17 protein-coding genes are annotated in these 19,519 nt (G+C 65.8%); 5 read left to right on the top strand and 12 right to left on the bottom strand.

Annotation, left to right across the window (positions count from 1 at the left end):
- Positions 1–132: 132 nt before the first annotated feature.
- The 8 genes from HZZ13_RS26700 to ubiE all read right to left on the bottom strand — a co-directional run bounded on the left by HZZ13_RS26700 (position 133) and on the right by ubiE (position 10,147).
- Positions 133–855 (bottom strand): nucleotidyltransferase family protein, encoded by a 723-nt coding sequence (locus HZZ13_RS26700; protein ID WP_197962474.1) that lies wholly within the window; start codon positions 853–855, stop codon positions 133–135.
- Positions 856–973: 118 nt separating this feature from the next.
- The gene (locus tag HZZ13_RS26695) at positions 974–1,291 is read right to left on the bottom strand and encodes a PilZ domain-containing protein (RefSeq protein ID WP_197962473.1); all 318 of its coding nucleotides are present in this window, start codon (positions 1,289–1,291) and stop codon (positions 974–976) included.
- An 87-nt stretch (positions 1,292–1,378) separates the two neighbouring features.
- A complete protein-coding gene (tsaE, locus tag HZZ13_RS26690; RefSeq protein ID WP_197962472.1) occupies positions 1,379–2,896 on the bottom strand; it encodes a tRNA (adenosine(37)-N6)-threonylcarbamoyltransferase complex ATPase subunit type 1 TsaE in 1,518 nt (505 codons plus the stop codon).
- Positions 2,893–5,397: a sensor histidine kinase gene (locus HZZ13_RS26685; RefSeq protein WP_197962471.1), complete on the bottom strand. Its 2,505-nt coding sequence runs from the start codon at positions 5,395–5,397 to the stop codon at positions 2,893–2,895. Before HZZ13_RS26685 ends, tsaE begins: the two co-directional genes overlap by 4 nt.
- Before the next feature lie 454 nt (positions 5,398–5,851).
- Positions 5,852–6,310 carry a dUTP diphosphatase gene (gene dut, locus HZZ13_RS26680; protein ID WP_197962470.1) on the bottom strand — a complete coding sequence of 153 codons (459 nt, stop codon included), beginning with the start codon at positions 6,308–6,310 and terminating at the stop codon, positions 5,852–5,854.
- Positions 6,307–7,758 carry a bifunctional phosphopantothenoylcysteine decarboxylase/phosphopantothenate--cysteine ligase CoaBC gene (gene coaBC, locus HZZ13_RS26675; protein ID WP_197962469.1) on the bottom strand — a complete coding sequence of 484 codons (1,452 nt, stop codon included), beginning with the start codon at positions 7,756–7,758 and terminating at the stop codon, positions 6,307–6,309. The genes dut and coaBC overlap by 4 nt, the downstream gene beginning before the upstream one ends.
- Before the next feature lie 56 nt (positions 7,759–7,814).
- Positions 7,815–9,389, bottom strand: coding sequence for a 2-polyprenylphenol 6-hydroxylase (ubiB, locus tag HZZ13_RS26670; RefSeq protein ID WP_197962468.1), 1,575 nt, complete (start codon positions 9,387–9,389; stop codon positions 7,815–7,817).
- Positions 9,386–10,147: a bifunctional demethylmenaquinone methyltransferase/2-methoxy-6-polyprenyl-1,4-benzoquinol methylase UbiE gene (gene ubiE, locus HZZ13_RS26665; protein WP_197962467.1), complete on the bottom strand. Its 762-nt coding sequence runs from the start codon at positions 10,145–10,147 to the stop codon at positions 9,386–9,388. Before ubiE ends, ubiB begins: the two co-directional genes overlap by 4 nt.
- 81 nt (positions 10,148–10,228) lie before the next feature.
- On the opposite strand from ubiE, the gene mutM reads away from it, so the two are divergent.
- The gene (gene mutM, locus HZZ13_RS26660; RefSeq protein ID WP_197962466.1) at positions 10,229–11,110 is read left to right on the top strand and encodes a bifunctional DNA-formamidopyrimidine glycosylase/DNA-(apurinic or apyrimidinic site) lyase; all 882 of its coding nucleotides are present in this window, start codon (positions 10,229–10,231) and stop codon (positions 11,108–11,110) included.
- A 143-nt stretch (positions 11,111–11,253) separates the two neighbouring features.
- Here the strand turns inward: mutM and HZZ13_RS26655 are convergent, their stop codons facing one another.
- Both HZZ13_RS26655 and HZZ13_RS26650 read right to left on the bottom strand, forming a co-directional pair.
- Positions 11,254–11,997: a nucleotide-binding protein gene (locus tag HZZ13_RS26655; RefSeq protein ID WP_197962465.1), complete on the bottom strand. Its 744-nt coding sequence runs from the start codon at positions 11,995–11,997 to the stop codon at positions 11,254–11,256.
- Positions 11,998–12,350: 353 nt separating this feature from the next.
- Positions 12,351–13,709, bottom strand: a complete 1,359-nt coding sequence (locus HZZ13_RS26650) for a serine protease (RefSeq protein ID WP_197962464.1) — start codon at positions 13,707–13,709, stop codon at positions 12,351–12,353.
- A 246-nt stretch (positions 13,710–13,955) separates the two neighbouring features.
- Between HZZ13_RS26650 and HZZ13_RS26645 the strand changes: the two genes are divergently transcribed.
- A complete protein-coding gene (locus tag HZZ13_RS26645; protein ID WP_197962463.1) occupies positions 13,956–14,759 on the top strand; it encodes a HesA/MoeB/ThiF family protein in 804 nt (267 codons plus the stop codon).
- A 21-nt stretch (positions 14,760–14,780) separates the two neighbouring features.
- Here the strand turns inward: HZZ13_RS26645 and HZZ13_RS26640 are convergent, their stop codons facing one another.
- Positions 14,781–15,782, bottom strand: coding sequence for a 2-hydroxyacid dehydrogenase (locus HZZ13_RS26640; protein WP_197962462.1), 1,002 nt, complete (start codon positions 15,780–15,782; stop codon positions 14,781–14,783).
- A gap of 322 nt (positions 15,783–16,104) precedes the next feature.
- On the opposite strand from HZZ13_RS26640, the gene HZZ13_RS26635 reads away from it, so the two are divergent.
- Complete coding sequence (locus HZZ13_RS26635) at positions 16,105–16,635, top strand: SH3 domain-containing protein (RefSeq protein ID WP_197962461.1); 531 nt, start codon at positions 16,105–16,107, stop codon at positions 16,633–16,635.
- A gap of 182 nt (positions 16,636–16,817) precedes the next feature.
- Here HZZ13_RS26635 and irrA read toward each other — a convergent pair whose 3' ends face one another.
- Complete coding sequence (gene irrA / locus HZZ13_RS26630) at positions 16,818–17,306, bottom strand: iron response transcriptional regulator IrrA (protein WP_197949007.1); 489 nt, start codon at positions 17,304–17,306, stop codon at positions 16,818–16,820.
- A gap of 353 nt (positions 17,307–17,659) precedes the next feature.
- Here irrA and fabA point away from each other — a divergent pair, with 353 nt between their 5' ends.
- Positions 17,660–18,181, top strand: coding sequence for a bifunctional 3-hydroxydecanoyl-ACP dehydratase/trans-2-decenoyl-ACP isomerase (fabA, locus tag HZZ13_RS26625; protein ID WP_197962460.1), 522 nt, complete (start codon positions 17,660–17,662; stop codon positions 18,179–18,181).
- Positions 18,182–18,220: 39 nt separating this feature from the next.
- The gene (gene fabB, locus HZZ13_RS26620; RefSeq protein WP_197962459.1) at positions 18,221–19,444 is read left to right on the top strand and encodes a beta-ketoacyl-ACP synthase I; all 1,224 of its coding nucleotides are present in this window, start codon (positions 18,221–18,223) and stop codon (positions 19,442–19,444) included.
- Positions 19,445–19,519: the final 75 nt, after the last annotated feature.

Below are 19,519 nucleotides of genomic sequence, written 5' to 3'. Positions count from 1 at the left end.
GGGCGAGTCATCCCCGCTCTCCCCCCGTCATTCCGGGGCGGTGCGTAGCACCGAACCCGGAATCTCGAGATTCTCGGGTGCGCAATTGCGCACCGTAGTTCGCGCTCGCGCGCGCCCCGGAATGACGGGGGTTTACGCCACGCTCTCCAGAAACGCCTCTTCCGCGGCGTGCACGGCGTCGGGCGTACCGACATGCATCCAGACGCCGTCGAGACGCAGGCCGAACAGCCGCTCCTGCTCCTCGGCGCGGTCGAACATCTTCGTCAGCGAGAATTCGCCCCGAGGCGCATCCGCAAAGATCGCGGGCGACATGATCGCTGCGCCGGCATAGACGAACGGAACGACCTCTTTCTCCTTGCGCTTGCGCAAGGCGCCGTCGGGCAGCATGCCGTAATCGCCGCGTCCGCCATAGCCGATGCTGGTCGCGGTCGGCGCCATCAGGAGCAGGATGTCCATCCGATCCGCGTCGAAGTTTTCGGCGAGCCGCAACAGGTTGGAGCGCACGCCGTCGATCCACAGCGTGTCGGAATTGACGTGGAAGAACGGCGCGTCGCCGAGCAGCGGCAGCGCCTTGACGACGCCGCCGCCGGTGCCGAGCACCCGGTCGCGCTCGTCGGAAATGGTTATGCGTGGAAGCTGGCGTGATGCGACGTGATTGATGATCTGGTCCGGCAGGTAGTGCACGTTGACCACCGCCTCGGTCACGCCGGCCCGGCCGAGCTTGTCGAGCACGTGGTCGAGCAGCGGCTGGCCCGCGACCGGCACCATCGGCTTCGGCATCTTGTCCGTCAGGGGGCGCATGCGCAGGCCAAACCCTGCGGCGAGCACCATGGCTTTGGTCGGTTTGACGGACATCCTTCGCTTTCTCAGACCTTTCGCGTTCGCAGCAATCCTAACACGAGGCTCGATCTGCCGCACCGCATCTCGACCGCCTTAACCACCCGCCGTGACGGTTATACGACGGGTGTTGCCGTCACGCCCCAACGGCTGTGGAACGGACCTTTTTCTTCTTGTCGCCCACTTTCAGGAAATTGACGCCGATCTGGTCGCCATTGACCCAGGCCAGTTCGCAACGCCGGTAGGCAAGCCCCGTGGACGACAGCAGGAGAAAGAATTCCTTCAGATGCAGGCCCTCGACCGAACCGTCGATCGTCAGCTTGGCGCCGCTCTCGGAGACGTCCTCCATGGTGCAGTCGCGCCGCCAGGTGCCGTCGATTCCCATCATCTGGGCCGAAAATCCGCGCTCGAAAACGACCCGGCTGTTTCCGCGCTGATCCGCTTTCGCTGCCATCTGCCTCGCTCCAGCCCCGTAATGATCCGGCTGCCTCGCCGCCAGAATAGCGACATCTTGGCTAACGGCCGGTAAATCGGTCCTGAATCAGCCTGGCGGCGGGACGTTGGCGAGATACCAGTCGCGCAGATGGGCGAGCGCCGGATGTGCCAGCGAGCGCTGCAGATAGGTCCAGATCCGCGGCTGGTGGCGCAGATAATACGGCTTGCCATCGCGGCGGTTGAGCCGGGCGAAGGTGCCGAGCAGGCGCGTGTTCCGCTGTGCCGACATGATCGCGTAGAGCTCGGCGAAGCCGGCGGCGTCGAAGCTCGTGTCCTGCGCCCGCCGCGCCTTGATGTAGCGCGACAGCAGCGTCAGCTCGATGGTCTCGGGCACGTCGATGCGGGCGTCCTGGAGCAGCGACACCACGTCGTAGGATTGCGGCCCCAGCACGGTGTCCTGGAAATCGATCACGCCGACGCGTTCGATGCCGCTGCGTGTCCCGAGCCAGATCAGGTTGGGCGAGTGATAATCGCGGATGATCCACGTCTTGGGCGCCGCCAGCGGCTTTTTGAGCAACTCGCGCCACATCGCGAAAAATTCCGCGCGCGTCTCCTCGCTCAGCGGCGCGTTGCGATCGGGCAGATACCATTCCGGCATCAGCCCGATCTCGATCAGCAGCGCTTCGACGTCGAAGACGGGGATCGCGTAGGTCTGCCCGTCCAGCGGCAGCGTCTCCGGCAGCGTCTTGCCGTGCAGCATCGACAGCACGTCGGTCGCGGCTTCGTAGCGCTCGAGAATCGGTCGCGGCGGATCGCCCTCGATCACGCCCTCGCTGCCGAAATCCTCGGTGATCAGGAAGCCGTGGTCGAGATCGGAATGATGGATCGCGGGCGCGGAGATTCCTTGCGCGCGGAGGCCTTCGTCGATGGCGACGAACGGTCTTACATTTTCGGCGAGATGCACCGCAGCGCTGTAGGACTTGCCGTTGTAGAGGGCCGCACCATCGGGCCGCTGCGGGAAGTTCATGAGAATGACGATCTCGTCATCGCGCAGCAACCGCGCATAGGAGCGCGTCGATGCGTCGCCATTCATGCGCCGCCGCGTCGCGTCGATATAGCCGGATGCATCGAGGAATTCGCGCAGCGCCTTCAGCCGCGCGACTTGCGCAGCGCCCTTGCCGTAACCGGTGATATCGGCAGCGCGCGCATTCGACCCCAGCGCCGGCCGATGCGTCAGTGTGATGTCGATGCGATCCGCGGGCATCGCCGACGGCGCGCGCTCCGGCCATTCGATCAGCACCAGCGTGGCATCGGGCAGCGGCGACAGCCCGATCTCCTCGAGCTCGCCCTCGTCCTCGACCCGGTAGAGATCGGCATGCAGCACCGGGAAGGGCGGCAGCTCGTAGCCCTGCACCAGCGTGAAGGTCGGGCTCGGCACTTCCAGCGCGTCGTCGCCGGCGAGATAGCGGATCAGGCTACGCGCCGCCGCGGTCTTGCCGGCGCCGAGATCGCCGGTGAGGGTGATGACATCGCCGGGGCCGACCAGCAGCGCGAGATCCGCCATCAATTGCGCCGTGGCCGTCTCGTTGTGAAGCGCGACGGAGAATGTGGTTGTATCCGTCATTCGGCGGCGTCGCGGTGCGCCGCCTGGTCGGTCGGGAAATCGCAGATCACGACCGTTCCGCGGCCGACGATCGAATCCACCCGCACCTTGCCGCCATGCAGCTCGACGAAGGAGCGCACCAGCGACAGGCCGAGCCCGGCGCCGCGATGACGCGAGCCCTGCGAGCGGCTTTCGAACCAGTTGAACACCTTGTCCTTCATGTCGGCAGGTATTCCAGGGCCGGAATCTGTCACGGTGAAGACCACGCTGCGTTCGGTGCGCCGGGCGCTGATGCCGACGGTGGAATCCTGTGGAGAAAACCCGACGGCATTGGCGAGGAGGTTATACAGCACCTGCACCACGCGCTTCTCGTCGCCGACGAAGCTGCCGACATCGGGCGCGATCTCGACCTTGAGGCGGATGCGGTCGGTGGCGAGCCGGTCCTGGATGCCCTCGGCGGCAAGCTCGATGGCCTTGCTGACGTCGACCTGCCCGAGTTCCAGCTTCATGGCGCCGGCGTCGATGGTGGCGAGATCCAGGATGTTATTGGTGAGCGCAAGCAGCGCGTTGGTCGATTTGGTGACGTAGTCGAGATATTCGGCCTGTTTCGGCGTCAGCGGTCCGGTCGAGGGATCGCTGAGGAAATGCGCGAAACCGATGATGGTGGTGAGCGGCGAGCGCAGCTCGTAGGAGACGTGGTGGACGAAATCCACCTTCATCTGGTCGGCCGCCTCCAGCGCCTCGTTGCGCTCGCGCAGCGCGCGCTCGACATTCTCGGTGTCGGTGATGTCCTGGAAGGTCAGCATGGTGGCGCCGTCGGGCAGCGGCCGGATCATGCCGTCGAGCACGCTGCCGTCCTTGCGCTCCAGCTTCAGCGGCACGTCGACGCGGTTCTCGATCGAGGTGATGGCCTCGCGGATCTGGCGCCAGACCTGCGGATCGTCGAACAGCTGATGGCACCAGCCTTCGACGGTCTGGATATGCGGCTCGTCGCGCATGGCATCGCTCGACAGCTTCCACATCCGCACGAAGGCCGGATTGAACAGCTGCGCCTTGCCGTTGCTGCCGAACACCGCGACGCCTTCGGCGAGGCTGTCCAGCGTCTCGCGCTGGACGCGGATCAGGCCGTCGAAGCGGCGGGCGAGGTCGAGGCTTTCGGTGACGTCGTCGAACAGATAGGTGACGCCTCCTTCCGGGTTCGGCGTGGTGACGACCGAGAGTGCGCGGCCGTCAGGCAGGAACCAGGTGTCCTTGGCCGTCTCGACCGCGCGATAGGCCTCGTGCAGCTTGGCTTTCCAGGCGCGGAAATCCGGCTGCTCCGGCAGCTTGCGCGCGGCGCGGAGCTGGTCGAGCACGCTGGAATCGTCCGGATGGGCGTCGAGGAAGTTGCGATCGAGATCCCACAGCCGGCGATAGGAATCGTTGTAGAAGGCAAGGCGCCGCTGGCCGTCGAACACGGCAACGCCGGAGGAGAGCTGGTCGAGCGTGCGGCGGTGCGCTTCCGCCATGCGCACCAGCGCCGAGCTCAGCGCATCCGCTTCGCTGGCATCGATGGCGACGCCGACGCTGCCGCTGCCGACATTGACGGCGCGTACGTCGTAGATGCGCCGCTCGCCGCCGACCACGATCGGCAGCCGCGAGGTGAAATTGGCGGCGTCCTTCAGGCCCCGCTCCATCGCGGTGCGGTCGGCGCTGTCGAGCAGCTCGAGCTTGCGCTCCTGGGCATCAATGGCGCTGGTCGCCTCGGTGGCGCGCACATAGGCCGGGTTGGCGTAGGTCAGCGCGCCGTTCTCGCCCTTTGCCCAGATCGGCCACGGTGCCGCCGCGGCAAAGCCACGCAGCATCTCGGTCTCATCGGAGAGCGCCTTGTAGCGCAGATGGGTCTCGGCCAGATCGCGGCGCAGTCCGGAGAGCTCGCGAATGCGGACGATGGCCTGGCCGCCGATGGCGCGCCCGATCGCTTCCAGCATATGGCCGTGCGCCGTGGTCAGCGTCAGCTGGAACCCGTCGCCGCGCTCGCGCAGCGCGTCGACCGCGTGGTCCATCTGCAGCGCCGGTTCCGGCGGCAGCCAGGTTCCGAACGCCAGCACGCGCTGCGGCGAGGAATCGCGCGGCAGCACCAGCGCGATGTCGCCGGAAATCTGCGCGCGGTCGTCGCCGGCCGGCCACGAGATCAGGATCTGCGGCTCGGCGAACAGCAGCGCGCCGAAACGGTCGGCCTGGAGCTGCAGTTCCCCGATCCGCGCGCGCAGCCGCGCCTCGTTCTTCGCCGTGCGCACCCGCGTGCGCATCAACAGGATCGCGGCCACGACCGAGAAGCCGAGCAGCGCCAGGGCGGTGGCGAGCACCGCGAGTTCCTGCCGGTTGAAATCCATCACAAGGGAGAGGGTGTCGACGAGGTCGGCGGCCTTGGCCGGCGCAGCCGGCAGCAGCGCTGCGAGAGCGCCTCCCACCAAGCCGTTGCGCGCCAGCGATGTGCACGACAGCAGCGTCCGACGCATCGATACGATCACGCCTGACATAATTGCCCCAAGACGCGGAAGTTCAAGACCGCACGAATTGACGCGCGGCGACCCCCGTCGCGCGCGAATCAAAAGACAATACCCTCACCGTGACTCCGCCGGTAAGAGTCCAGATCGTGAACGCAAAGGCGGGTCCCAAAAAAGTGCCCCGCGCGCGGTTCCCGGTGCACGTAATTCTTCGGGTGATTCGGCTGGGATTGCCGCGCGTTAGCGTGTGAGATGAAACTCCACTGGCGCTCCAATGGAGGTGCGTTCCCTCCCCCTTGTGGGGGAGGGCTAGGGAGGGGGGTGGCTCAGGAAGAAGTGCCAGTTGTTGACGATGCAACGAGGACGGGGAGCAATTGATAGAGTCCCCGTGTGGCACCCCCCTCCCTGCCCCTCCCCCACAAGGGGGGAGGGAACGGAGAGAGTGTCGCTGTCGATCGGACTCTGTTCGACGTCAACCGACCACGTCCTACCGTCCCGTCGAGCCGAAGCCGCCGGCGCCGCGATCGGTCGCCGACAAGGTGGCCACGGGAACCAGCGCGGCCTGCAGCACCGGCGCGATCACCATCTGGGCGATGCGCTCGCCGCGCTTGATCACAAACGGCGCGGTGCCGTGATTGATCAGGATCACCTTGATCTCGCCGCGGTAGTCCGCATCGATCGTGCCCGGCGAATTCAAAACGGTGACGCCGTGCTTGGCAGCAAGCCCCGAACGCGGCCGCACCTGCGCCTCGAGCCCGGGCGGCAAGGCGATGGCAAGACCGGTCGGCACCAGCGCGTATTGGCCAGGTGCGAGCGTCATGGGCTCGTTGTCCGGCACCGCGGCCATCAAATCGAGGCCGGCGGCCTCGCGGGTCTGATAGGTCGGCAGCGGGAGGCCTTCCGCATGGGCGAGGCGTTGCAGCTCGACAGTGACCTCAGTGCTCAAGATGCGGACTCCAGGGATTTGCCGGTCACGCTTTTCGCGATCTGCGCGACCAGTTCGATGGCGACCTGTTCCTTGGTCATTGCCGGCCAGGAATCAACTGCAATCTCGCCGTCCTGCGCACCGTTCTTGCGGCTGAGCAGGTGGACCGTGTTGCGGTCGCCGCCCATCACCCCGGTGGCGGGCGAGACGTCGTTGGCGACGATCCAGTCGCAGCCCTTGCGCGCGAATTTTGCTTTGGCGTTGTCGATGAGGTGCTCGGTCTCGGCGGCAAAGCCGATCACGAGCCGCGGGCGCTTGTCGGTGAGCTTGGAGATGGTGGCGAGGATGTCGGGGTTCTCGACCAGCTGAAGCGGGGGCATGCCGGCGGAAGTCTTCTTCAGCTTCTGCTCGCCCTCATTGGCGACGCGCCAGTCGGCGACCGCGGCGGCGAAGATCGCGACGTCGGCGGGGAGTGCCGCCTTGACCTGCTCCAGCATCTGCCGCGCCGATTCGACATGCTTCACCGTCACGCCAGGGGGATCATCGAGGTCGACCGGACCGCTCACCAGGATCACCTCGGCGCCCGCGGCCTGCGCAGCGGCGGCAATGGCAAAGCCCTGCTTGCCGGAGGAACGGTTGGCGATGTAGCGCACCGGGTCGATCGCCTCGTGGGTGGGACCTGCGGTGATCAACACGCGCTTGCCGGCGAGCGGCTTCGGCGTCGGCGGCCGCAGCAGCCGCTCGGCGGCATTGGCGATCTCGATGGCTTCCGACATGCGGCCCGTTCCGGCTTCGCCGGCTTCGGCCATCTCGCCCGCATTCGGGCCGATCAGCACCACGCCGTCGCGCTGCAGCTGGGCGACGTTGCGGCGCGTCGCTGGGTTGCTCCACATCAAGGGGTTCATCGCCGGCGCCAGCAGCACCTTGCGGTTGGTCGCGAGCAGGATGGCGCTGGCGAGATCATCGGCATGACCATTCGCCATCTTCGACATCAGGTCGGCGGTGGCCGGCGCCACCACGATCAGGTCGCAGTCGCGCGCGAGGCGTATATGGCCGGCGTCGAACTCGCTCTGCGGGTCGAACAAGTCCGTATAGACGCGCTCATGCGAGAGCGCGCTCGCGGCCAGTGGCGTCACGAATTGCTGGGCCGCCTTGGTCAGCACGCAGCGGACCTCGATGCGGCGCTCCTTCAACCTCCGGATCAGGTCGAGCGACTTGTAGGCCGCAATCCCGCCCCCGATGATCAGGGTGACGCTGGCCTCGGGCAGGGCGCCGGCGCGCTGGGGCGCCGGGGTGGCGGATGGTGCCGGCGGCGCCGAAAACGGCGTCAGCGGCTCCTCGCGGCCCTCGATCAGCTCCCGCAGGATGACCCGGACCTCCTCCTCGACCGACCTGTGGTTCCTGGCCGAGCGCAGCCGCAAATAGGTTTTGACGGCGTCGTCGAGCTTGCGGATGGTCAGGCTTGCCATGACGCCCTCCGGCAGAGAATGATAGCGATGCTATCACTCGCGTGATTGCAGTGCAATCATAGATTCCGGACCGCGACCAGGATCCCAATGAAGGTCGCGGCGATGATCCAGAGCGCCACCGTGCGCCAACGGTTCTTGCGGCCCTCGCTGCGTCCCATCGCCGCGATGCTCTCCGGCGACAGCCTGATGCCCTCCCGCGTCATGGTCTCGAGCTGCTCGAGCACTTTGACCGAACGCTCGGCGATCTCCGGCAGTCGCATCAGGACCCGCGCGATGTCCCCGGTCCCGGCGAGCGTGCCCTCGATGCGGCCTACGGGTCCGAGATTGCGCTCGATCCATTCGCGCACCACGGGGTCGGCGATCCTCCAGATGTCGAGCTTGGGATCAAAGCCGCGCGCAACGCCTTCGACCACCACCATGGTCTTCTGCAGCAGGATCAGCTCGGGCCGCGTCCTCATGTCGAACAGGCCGGTGACCTCGAGCAGCAGCGTCAAGAGCCGCGCCATCGAGATTTCCTCGGCGGTACGGTTGTGGATCGGCTCGCCGATGGCACGGATGGCTTGCGCGAAATTCTCGACCGAATGATGCGCGGGCACATAGCCGGCCTCGAAATGCACCTCGGCCACGCGGCGATAATCGCGGGTGATGAAGCCGAGCAGGATCTCGGCGAGAAAGCGCCGCTCCTTCATGCCGAGCCGGCCCATGATGCCGAAATCGACCGCGACGAGACGGCCGGTATCATCCAGGAATAGATTGCCTGGATGCATGTCGGCGTGGAAGAAGCCGTCGCGCAGCGCATGGCGCAGAAAACTCTGGATCACCTTGCGGCCGAGATCGGGTAGATCGACCTGTGCCTCTGCAAGGCGCTTGTGATCGTTCAGCGCGATGCCATCGATCCACTCCATCGTCAGCACGTTGTGCGTGGTGCGATCCCAGTCGACGGCCGGCACGCGGAAATCGGGATCGTCGCGCGTGTTCTCCGCCATCTCCGACAGCGCGGCGGCTTCCAGCCGCAGATCCATCTCCATCGCCACCGAGCGCGACATGGTGTTGATGACTTCGATCAGGCGCAGGCGCCGCGCCTCGGCCGAATAGGCTTCGGCCTTGTGGGCGACGAAGAAAAAGTCGGAGAGGTCGCGGCGGAAACGCGCGGCGACGTTGGGCCTTAGCACCTTGATCGCGACCGGCTTGCGGACGCCGTCGCGCAAAATTTCGCCGCGATGCACCTGCGCGATCGAAGCCGCCGCGACCGGCGGGCCGAAGCTCACGAAGATGTCCGTCAGCGGCCGTTCCAGCGAGGTCGCGATCGTGGCCTTGGCCTCCTCCTGCGGAAACGGCGGCAGGCGGTCCTGCAGGCTTTCGAGATCGCGCGCCATGATGACGCCGACCACGTCGGGGCGCGTGGCCAGGAATTGGCCGAGCTTGAGATAGGCCGGGCCCATCCGCGTCAGCGCGCGTGAGATCCGTGGACCGTGCTTGGCGCCGCGGCGTTCGACGAGGCGCGCCAGCTTCAGCGCGAGCTGTCCCGGCGGCGGCACCAGGCTCGGATCGACCGCGCCGAAGACACCTTCGCGCGCAAACACGAACGCGGCGCGGATCAGGCGCGCAATGTGGGTGACGGCAGAGATCACAAACGCCAGCCCGAATGCAGTGCGACGATGCCGCCGGAGAGCGTCTGCCAGCTGACGCGGGCAAAGCCGGCCTCGCGGATCATGTCGGCGAAGGCGGCGGGCTTTGGAAATTTGCGGATGGATTCGACGAGATATTGATACGACTCGGCGTCGCCCGTGACCATGCGCCCGAGCGGCGGGATCACTTTGAACGAGAACAGATCATAGAGCTTGTCCAGCCCCGGCATCTCGACGGTGGAGAATTCCAGGCACAGGAAGCGGCTGCCGGGCCTCAGCACGCGATAGGCCTCGCGCAGCGCAAGATCGATCCGCGGCACGTTGCGAATGCCGAACGCGATCGTATAGGCGTCGAAGCTGCGGTCCGCGAAGCCGAGCGATTCGGCATTGCCTTCGACGAAATCGACCTGGGTTTCGAGATGACGCTTGGCGGCGCGTTCGCGCCCCACGGCCAGCATGTCCGGATTGATGTCGCACACCGTGGCATGGAAGCCGGGGCCGGCCGCCTTGGCGGCGCGGAACGAGATGTCGCCGGTGCCGCCGGCGACATCGAGCAGGGCGAACGGCCGGTTGCCTCTCGGCGGATCCAGCGCGGTGATCATGATGTCCTTCCAGACCCGGTGCAGGCCACCGGACATCAGGTCGTTCATCAGATCATAGCGCGACGCCACGCTGTGAAACACATCGTTCACCAGCGTCTGCTTGTCCCCCAGGGGAACGTCCCTGAAGCCAAAATGCGTGGTTTCGCCCGGCCGATCCATTACTCTGCTCCACTCGGCGGACCATAGCCTGCCCGCCGCAATGGCGCTATCACACCGCCCTCATAAGGTGAATGCCCGACCATGCCTGAATTGCCCGAAGTCGAGACCGTCCGCCGCGGCCTTCAGCCCGTGATGGAGGGCGCGAAAATCCTCGATGCGGAGGCCCGCCGGCCGGATTTGCGCTTTCCGTTCCAGCCCGACTTCGTGGCCCGGCTCAAGGGGCAGGTCGTCACGGGCCTCGGGCGCCGTGCAAAATATCTCATGGCCGATCTCGCCTCCGGCGACGTGCTCCTGATGCATCTGGGCATGTCGGGCTCGTTTCGCGTCATCAAGCCGGACAACGAGGCTCAGCCCGGCGAGTTTCACTATCCGAAGGCCAAGGACTCCGCGCACGATCACGTGCTGTTTCGGATGTCCTCGGGCGCCGACATCCTCTTCAACGATCCGCGCCGCTTCGGCTACATGAAAGTAATCGCGCGTGGCGCGCTCGAGGACGAGCCCCTGCTGCGCGGGCTCGGCCCCGAGCCGCTCGGCAACGAATTCGATGCGGCGATGCTGGCGCGCTCCTGCCAAGGCAAGACCACGAGCCTGAAGGCCGCGCTGCTCGACCAGCGCGTGGTGGCCGGGCTCGGCAACATCTATGTCTGCGAGGCGCTGCACCGCTCGCACCTGTCGCCGCGGCGCATTGCTGCGACATTGTCGACGAAAAAGGGTGAGCCGACCGACCACGCCAAGCGATTGGTCGGCGCCATCCACACCGTGCTGAACGACGCAATCAAGGCCGGCGGATCGTCACTGCGCGATCACCGCCAGACCTCAGGCGAGCTCGGCTATTTCCAGCATTCGTTCAAGGTCTACGACCGCGAAGGCGAAAAATGCACGACGCCGCGCTGCGGCGGCACGATCAAAAGGTTCGTGCAGAACGGCCGCTCGACCTTCTGGTGCCCGAAATGTCAAAAGTGATGCCGCTCGCAATGACGGGAGGATAGAGCCTGCGCTACACCGCACGAGGCGAAGCAATCCGGCCGGGCTGGTGGTCGGATTGCTTCGTCGTTTCTTTCACCGGATGGCGAAGAGCACGACCGCCGTCCGAGCGATCGCCCCGCTCAGGACGCCAGTGTCGTGGTTTCGTCCGCGGGCTGTTCTGCAGCGATCTGCAGCATGCCGTGCGCAGCCGAGATGACCTGATCGATCAGGTCATTGCTCGTGGCTTCGAGCTCGAGCCGGGTCTCGATCCAGCGCCAGAGGCCGCGGATCTCGTCCGCCGATTTGCCGTTCGGCGCGAATTCGCTCACGGCAAGGCCGCTGGCGAGCGAGTCCTGGTGATCGTTGCGCATCACGATCAGCGGACGCGCGAGCACGTCGGCAAGATCGAGCGCGGCTTCCTCGGCGAGCGCGCCAGCGGCGTTGTCGATGCGCTGGCCGCGGATCGGCGTCTGATTGAGCACGAAGCTGTAGGGCCGCTTCCAGGCGCGCGCGACGCTGAGCGTCGAGACGGTTGCCTCGATGTCGGCGACGCTGGGACGAGCCGGGATCAGGCAGAGGTCGGAATGGCGGATCGCGGCGGTGGTGGCGGCGGAAAGGCCGGCTGCGGTGTCGACGATCGCGAGCTGGAGCCCGCTATCGGCCAGCATCTTCAGACGCGGCGCGATATCGGCTGCATGATAGATCGGCTCGACGACGAGATCGTCGGTGCTGCGACGCCGCTGCCAGTTGGAGAGAGTGCCCTGCGGGTCGGTCTCGATCAGGCGGACGGTGAAGCCGGCCTGCTTGGCGGCCAGGGCGAGGCCGACGGCGAGCGTGCTCTTGCCGCTGCCGCCCTTTTGGGTGGCCAGTACGATCGTATGCATTGAAGATCAATCCTTTGGAGTGCTGGGTCAGGGATACGCCACGCGAACGTGCATCGCTTCTGGATGCTGAGCGCTTCTCGCTCGGGACGTGCCGGCCCGATCCAAAGGGGATCGCGGAGGTCCGAATCAACGGTAACGATGATGGCGGAATAGCGAATGCCAGCGAATCCGTACCATTACCGGCTCCGTAGTCGTACGTAAGCCGCATATGCAACCGTGCCCCGGACAAAGCGCATCGCATAGCGATGCGCTGCAGAGCCGGGGCCCAGTCTTTCTTGCAACGAATGTGGATGCATGGGTCCCGGCTCTGCGCGGCAACGCTGAGGCGTTGCAGCGCGTCCGGGACACGAGACTTACTTCCGCACGCAGATGACGCGCACGACCGCGGCCTTTGCATCGGTCGACGTGCCATTCGCGGCGACGCCGTTCGCCTTCAGGAATCCGCGCACCGCGTCTGCGGAGACCATCACCGCCTGTGACGCCGGTACCGATGTCGCGGGTCCTGCGACCATGGCCGGCTTCAGCAGCGCGACGCCGGCGAACTTGCCGTCGGCGTCCACGGCCGGGCTGCCGGAGAAGCCGACCGCCGGCGGCGGCGAGAGCGAGGAATTGCTGCTCGTCACCGGCGCCAGCGCGGCTTTAAGGCTCGACACGCCGGAAGCGCCGCCCTGGCTTTGCGGATCGGCGATGCCGACGACATCGACACTCGTCTTCGCGGCCGCGCCGGCGAGGCTGAGCGGCTTCAGGCCGCGCGCGCCGTAGATGTGCAGCAGCGCAAGATCGTGCTCCTTGTCCTCGGCGAGACGGTCGGCGCTGCCATGACCGGCGATCGTGATCGCAAGGCAGCCATCGGTGACGAGACGATCGGTGACGATCGCGCCCTCCTCGCTGACGACGATGCCGGTGCCGTATTCCACGGTCTTGCGCGGCGGCGGCCCGGCCAGCGGTCCCGACGGAAACGCGTTGAACGCGCTCGACATCGCGATCACGACCGGTTCGACGATGTTCTCGGTCGCCTGGTCGTAGAGGATCGTCATGGTGCGGACCTCGTCGCCCTTGAAGGTGCCGCGGACGTAGAACTTCTTCAGGCCCTGCAAGCCCGACAGCACGAAGAAGTCGGGCTTCACCACGGTGTAATCGACCTTGCGCCCGGACGGCTCCTTCTCGAGCTCGGCGAGCTTGGCCGAGGTCGGGTTCGCCTCCTTGCGGCGGCTGAGAACCACCTGGACCGTCCCTGTCGGCGAGGTCCATTTCGAGCCGTTGGCGTCGCTGGCCTGCTGCGGCACCAGCTTGCCGGGAATGCCGAGCCGGGCGCCGCTGGTCGGCTCCGTCACGATCTTCCAGCCGACGCTCTCTTGCTTCTTTCGTGCCGTCTCGGCGAGCGCGGCGCGCTCCTGCGGATTGAGCACGCCGGTCGGCTTGCCGCCCCTGGCCTTCTGGTATTCCTTGATGGCGTTGACCATGCGCTCGCTGGCATCGCCCGTAATGGCACCGTTATACTGGCCGACCCAGGCGAGGTCGGACTGGAGCGCCAGCCGCTCCGCCTTTGCCATGGCATCGGCGGTGGCCGACGGCGTCTGCATTGCGGGAGGCTGGACCGGGACGGTCTGGACCGTTTTCGGCTTGGTGCCGGCGACTTGCGATGTCGTCATCTGGGCATGCGCGCCCGTGGCGGCCGCCAACATGAAGGTTGCCGCAAGCATCGGTCTCATGACAAATCCAGCCAGCCCATTGAACGTCAAGACATTGAAAAGCGTGCCATTGAAGCACATCTCGTTGGTCGCGAACAATGTAGGGGTGGTTCAGGCGGCTTGGTGGCTACGAACTGAGCTCCTCATCCTGAGGAGCGGCCCGGAGGCCGCGTCTCGAAGGATGGCCGCAGGCGACATCGGGGCCTTCATGGTTCGAGACGCGCGTACCGCGCTCCTCTCCATGAGGGTCGAGAGGAACGACGGACGATGCTGAGCCCGGACGAACTGGAACGCTATGCCCGCCACATCGTGCTGCGCGATGTCGGCGGCCCCGGCCAGGCGGCGCTGAAGCGGGCCTCGGTGCTGGTGATCGGCGCCGGCGGGCTCGGCGCGCCCGCGCTGATGTATCTTGCGGCCGCCGGCGTCGGCACGCTCGGCGTGGTCGACGACGACGTGGTGTCGCTGTCCAACCTGCAGCGCCAGGTGATCCACACGACGCCCGACATCGGCCGGCACAAGGTCGAGAGCGCGGCCGAGCGGATCGCGGCGCTCAATCCGCATGTCCGCTTCGTCGGCCATGCCACCTGGCTCAACGTCGACAATGCACTCGGCCTGATCGGCGATTACGACCTCGTGCTCGACGGCTCCGACAATTTCTCGACGCGTTATCTGGTCTCCGACGCCTGCTTCTTCGCCAAGCGGCCCTTGATCACCGCAGCGCTCGGCACCTTCGACGGCTCGCTCACCACCATCCGTGCGCACGAGAAGAACGAAGCGGGCGAGTTTAATCCGACCTATCGCTGTTTGTTTCCGGAAGCGCCGCCGCCCGGCACTGTGCCGGCCTGTGCGGAAGCCGGCGTCATGGGCGCACTGGCCGGCGTGCTCGGCTCGATGATGGCGCTGGAGGCGATCCGCGAGATCGTCGGCTTTGGCGACGGTCTCGTCGGGCGCCTGCTGATGATCGATGCGCGCGCGATGCGCTTCGAGACGCTGCGCTATGCGCGCGATCCCGCCAATCCGCTCAACGGCGACGGGCCGGTGGTCACCGATCTCAGCGCCCATCGTATCTGAGCGCGGCGCTGATCAACGCGATCAGAGCATGCTCGGCAGCACGCGATCCGGCGGCTTGTGGGCATCGAGGAAGGTGCGGATGTTGATGATCACCTTCTCGCCCATCTCGACGCGGCCTTCGATCGTGGCCGAGCCCATATGCGGCAGCAGCGTCACCTTGCCGGCCTTGGCGAGCCGAACCAGTTTTGGATTCACCGCGGGCTCGTGCTCGTAGACGTCGAGGCCGGCGCCGCCGATCTCGCCGCCCTCGATCAGCTTGATCAGCGTGTCCTCGTCGGTGACCTCGCCGCGCGCGGTGTTGACGATATAGGCGTCTTTACGGATCAGCTTCAGCCGCCGCGCCGAGAGCAGGTGATAGGTCGCCGGCGTGTGCGGACAATTCACCGAGATGATGTCCATCCGCGCCAGCATCTGGTCGAGGCTTTCCCAATAGGTCGCCCCTAACTCCTCGGCGATCACGGGCGCGACGGGACGGCGGTTATGATAGTGGATCTGCAGGCCGAAGGCGCGGGCGCGGCGCGCCACTGCCTGGCCGATGCGGCCCATGCCGATGATGCCGAGCCGTTTGCCGCCGATGCGGTGGCCGAGCATCCAGGTCGGCGACCAGCCGGGCCAGGGTTTTCCTTCGGTCAGGATCGAGGCGCCTTCAATCATCCGGCGCGGCACGGCCAGGATCAGCGCCATGGTCATATCGGCGGTGTCTTCGGTCAGAACTTTTGGCGTGTTGGTGACGGTGATGCCGCGGGCATGCGCGGCCGCGACATCGATATTGTCGACGCCGTTGCCGAAATTCGCGATTAGGCGCAGCTTGCAGTCGGGCTGGTTGACGATCTCGGCGGTGATGTGGTCGGTGACGGTCGGAACCAGCACGTCGGCGGTGCGGGCGGCTTCCGCGATCTGCTCGGGCGACATCGGCGTGTCGTCGAGATTGATCCGCGCATCGAACAATTCGCGCATCCGCGTCTCGATCGAATCCGGCAGCTTGCGCGTCACCACGACGAGGGGCTTTTTCTTCACCGACATGTCCTGCTCTCATGAGGCACGGCAAGCCCGCCTCTGTCGCCAAAGGCCGGTCGTTGAGGCCTCATTAACCCGGTTGTTCGACACTGCCCTTGCCGTGTCCGTCCCCGGCGTTTCCTCCAAGCTCACCCGACATTTCCGGCCGGAAAATCGGGGCCAATTGGTTGCTCAAGTGCCCGTTCTCTCTAGCAGAAGGCCGGGCCAAGACAAGAACCACGGCTCGATGCCGGGAACCGGCGGAGGGCGGGAGAAGGGGCAGGCGCGGCACGGTTTTGGAATTTGGGGTGAGGACCCGGTCTGCCGGGTCTTCGAAGGAGACGGGTTGATGGCGTTGGGGCGTTTTTGTTCGGTGATGGCGCTCGTTTGCACCTGGTTGAGCGCCTCGGTCGGCCCCGCGCATGCGGCGAAGGACAACACCCCGCAGACCGCCAGCGGCTTGCCGGTGCCGCGCTATGTCAGCCTCAAATCCGATCACGTGAACGTCCGCGCCGGTCCGACCAAGGACAACGACGTCGCCTGGGTCTACACCCGCGCCGGCCTGCCGGTCGAAATTACCGCCGAGTTCGAGAACTGGCGCCGGGTGCGCGATTCCGAAGGCGCCGAGGGCTGGGTCTATCATTCGCTGCTGTCGGGCCGCCGCACCGCGGTCGTCACCATGAAGCACAAGGACGATCTCGCCCCGATCTATGACCGGCCCGATCCCGACAGCGCGGTTGCGGCCAAGCTGCAGGCCGGCGTTGTCACCCAGATCAAGAAATGCGCCGCAGGCTGGTGCCGCGTCATCGGCAATGGCTTCGACGGCTGGATCCAGCAGGAGCGCCTCTGGGGCGTCTACGCCGACGAGCAGGTGAACTGACGCCGACAGGCAGGCGAGCAATCTACCGCCCAGCGTCATGCCCGGGCTTGTCCCGCCTGCGCGGCCGAAGCCGCTTCGGTGAGGCGAAGGCCCGGGCATCCACGACCTTTGCGCTGGTCCAAAAACGTGGATGGCCGGGACAAGTCCGGCCATGACGATCTCAGTTCGATCTTAAGACGATCTCAGCGCTTCTTGCGCAGGCGCACGACCATATCGATGCGGGAGATCTCGTAGCCCTCGGGCACCTCGGGCATCTTGGACAGCGCCAGATGCGGATCCTCGATGTCGACCAGCTCGTGGCTGTTCTCGAGATAATAATGGTGGTGAGTGGTGACGTTGGTGTCGAAATAGGTCTTGGTGCCGTCGACGCTGACCTGGCGGAGCAGGCCGGCGTCGGTGAGCTGGTTCAGCGTGTTGTAGACGGTCGCCAGCGACACCGGAACCTTGGCGAGGGTGGCTTCCTCGTAGAGCATTTCAGCCGTGAGGTGGCGTGCGCCCTTGCCGAACAGGAGCCAGCCCAGCGCCATGCGCTGACGCGTCGGCCGCAACCCGGCGGACTGCAGCATTTCGTTGACGTCGTGCCAGGGACACCCGGTCAGGGCCGGCTGCCGGCCGGACAACAGGGCCGCGGCATGGTCGTCGTCGTGTTGGGACGCGATATTCTCGTTCATTTCCAAGATTTCGGGCACGCGTGAACAATATCTCCCTGCAATATAAGAACAGAAAGATGCAGATGCAAGTTTCTCGCAACTAGAGAGGTTCTAATCAGTCTTGGAACCGGCCGGGAAGCGCGTCATTTTACCTTCATGTCTGCGCTTTGCCACCCGAAATGGCCTGTGTTAGAGAGCGCGCGGTTCCGCTTAGCCGATTTTGGCGCAGCCGGGCATGGAGGCCCGGTCGGCAGTCCATGCGAAGCTTGCGCAAGTCGCGGCCGGCGGTGGCAATTGGCGTTGCTGTCCGATCGAGACGGGGCCCATTTTCGCCAGGAACGCCGCTCAATCGGGATTTGAACAGAGGCTCGTGAATGCTGAACAGGCGCAACGGTTACGATTACGAAGATCTGCTGGCCTGTGCCCGCGGCGAGATGTTCGGCCCAGGCAATGCCCAGCTGCCGCTGCCGCCGATGCTGATGTTCGACCGCATCACTGACATCAACGACAATGGCGGCGAGTTCGGCAAGGGCTTGGTGCGCGCCGAGCTCGACGTGAAGCCCGACCTCTGGTTCTTCGGCTGCCACTTCAAGAACGATCCCGTCATGCCCGGCTGCCTCGGCCTCGATGCGCTGTGGCAGATGGTCGGCTTCTATCTCGGCTGGAGCGGGGGCGAAGGCCGCGGCCGGGCCCTCGGCCTGAGCGAGCTCAAGTTCAGCGGCCAGGTGCTGCCGGAAGCGCGCAAGGTTGTGTACAACGTCGATATCAAGCGCGTGATGCGTTCGAAGCTCGTGCTCGGCATCGCCGACGGGTGGCTTTCGGTCGATGACCAGATTATTTATCGCGCCAAGGATCTGAAGGTTGGCCTGTTCAAGCAGGGCACGAGCCTGGGCTGAGCGCATTACCAAGAAGACAACGATTGAGGCGAGGCTGTCATGAGGCGGGTTGTGGTCACCGGGATGGGCATCGTCTCGTCCATCGGAAACAACACCCAGGAAGTGCTTGCGAGCCTTCACGAGGCGAAGTCGGGCATTTCGCGGGCTGAGAAATATGCCGAGCTCGGCTTCCGTTCGCAGGTGCAAGGCGAGCCGACGCTGGATCCGTCGACGGTGGTCGACCGCCGCGCGATGCGCTTCCTCGGCCAGGGCGCGGCGTGGAATCACATCGCCATGGAACAGGCGATCCAGGATTCCGGCCTGTCGCCCGACGACGTCTCCAACATCCGCACCGGCATCATCATGGGCTCCGGCGGCCCCTCGGCGCGCACCATCGTCGAGGCCGCCGACATCACCCGCGCCAAGGGACCGAAGCGTGTCGGCCCGTTTGCGGTGCCGAAGGCGATGTCCTCCACGGCGTCCGCGACGCTCGCGACCTGGTTCAAGATCAAGGGCGTGAACTATTCGATCTCCTCGGCCTGCGCGACCTCCAACCATTGCGTCGGCAATGCCTATGAGACGATCCAGATCGGCAAGCAGGACGTCATCTTCGCCGGCGGCTGCGAGGAGCTGGACTGGTCGCTGTCGGTGCTGTTCGACGCCATGGGCGCGATGTCCTCGAAGTACAACGACACGCCGGCCACGGCCTCGCGGCCCTACGATCTCAATCGCGACGGCTTCGTCATCGCCGGCGGCGCCGGCGTCTTGGTGCTGGAAGAGCTCGAGCATGCCAAGGCGCGCGGCGCGCGCATCTATGGCGAGGTCGTCGGTTATGGCGCGACCTCGGACGGTTACGACATGGTCGCACCATCAGGCGAAGGCGCCGAGCGCTGCATGCGCATGGCGATGTCGACGGTGAAGACCAAGGTCGACTACATCAACCCGCACGCGACCTCGACCCCGGCCGGCGACCCGCCGGAGATTGAGGCGATCCGCAAAGTGTTCGGCGTCGGCGAGAAGTGCCCGCCGATCTCGGCGACCAAGGCGCTGACCGGCCACTCGCTCGGCGCCACCGGCGTGCAGGAGGCGATCTATTCGCTGCTGATGATGAACAACGGCTTCATCTGCGAGAGCGCGCACATCCAGGAGCTCGACCCCGTGTTCGCCGACATGCCGATCGTGCGCAAGCGCATCGACAACGCCAGGATCGGCACCGTGCTGTCGAACTCGTTCGGCTTCGGCGGCACCAACGCCACGCTGGTGTTCAGCCGGCTGGATGCGTGACAACGTTGTCGACGCGTTCGTGATTTCTCGTCATGGCCGGGCAAGAGCGCGAAGCGCGTCTTCGCGCTAGATGTC

This window comes from Bradyrhizobium agreste (genome assembly GCF_016031625.1).
Classification (GTDB): Bacteria; Pseudomonadota; Alphaproteobacteria; order Rhizobiales; family Xanthobacteraceae; genus Bradyrhizobium; species Bradyrhizobium agreste.
The sequence above is the reverse complement of the archived record's forward strand: the minus strand, read 5'-3'. Positions and strand labels throughout refer to the sequence as shown.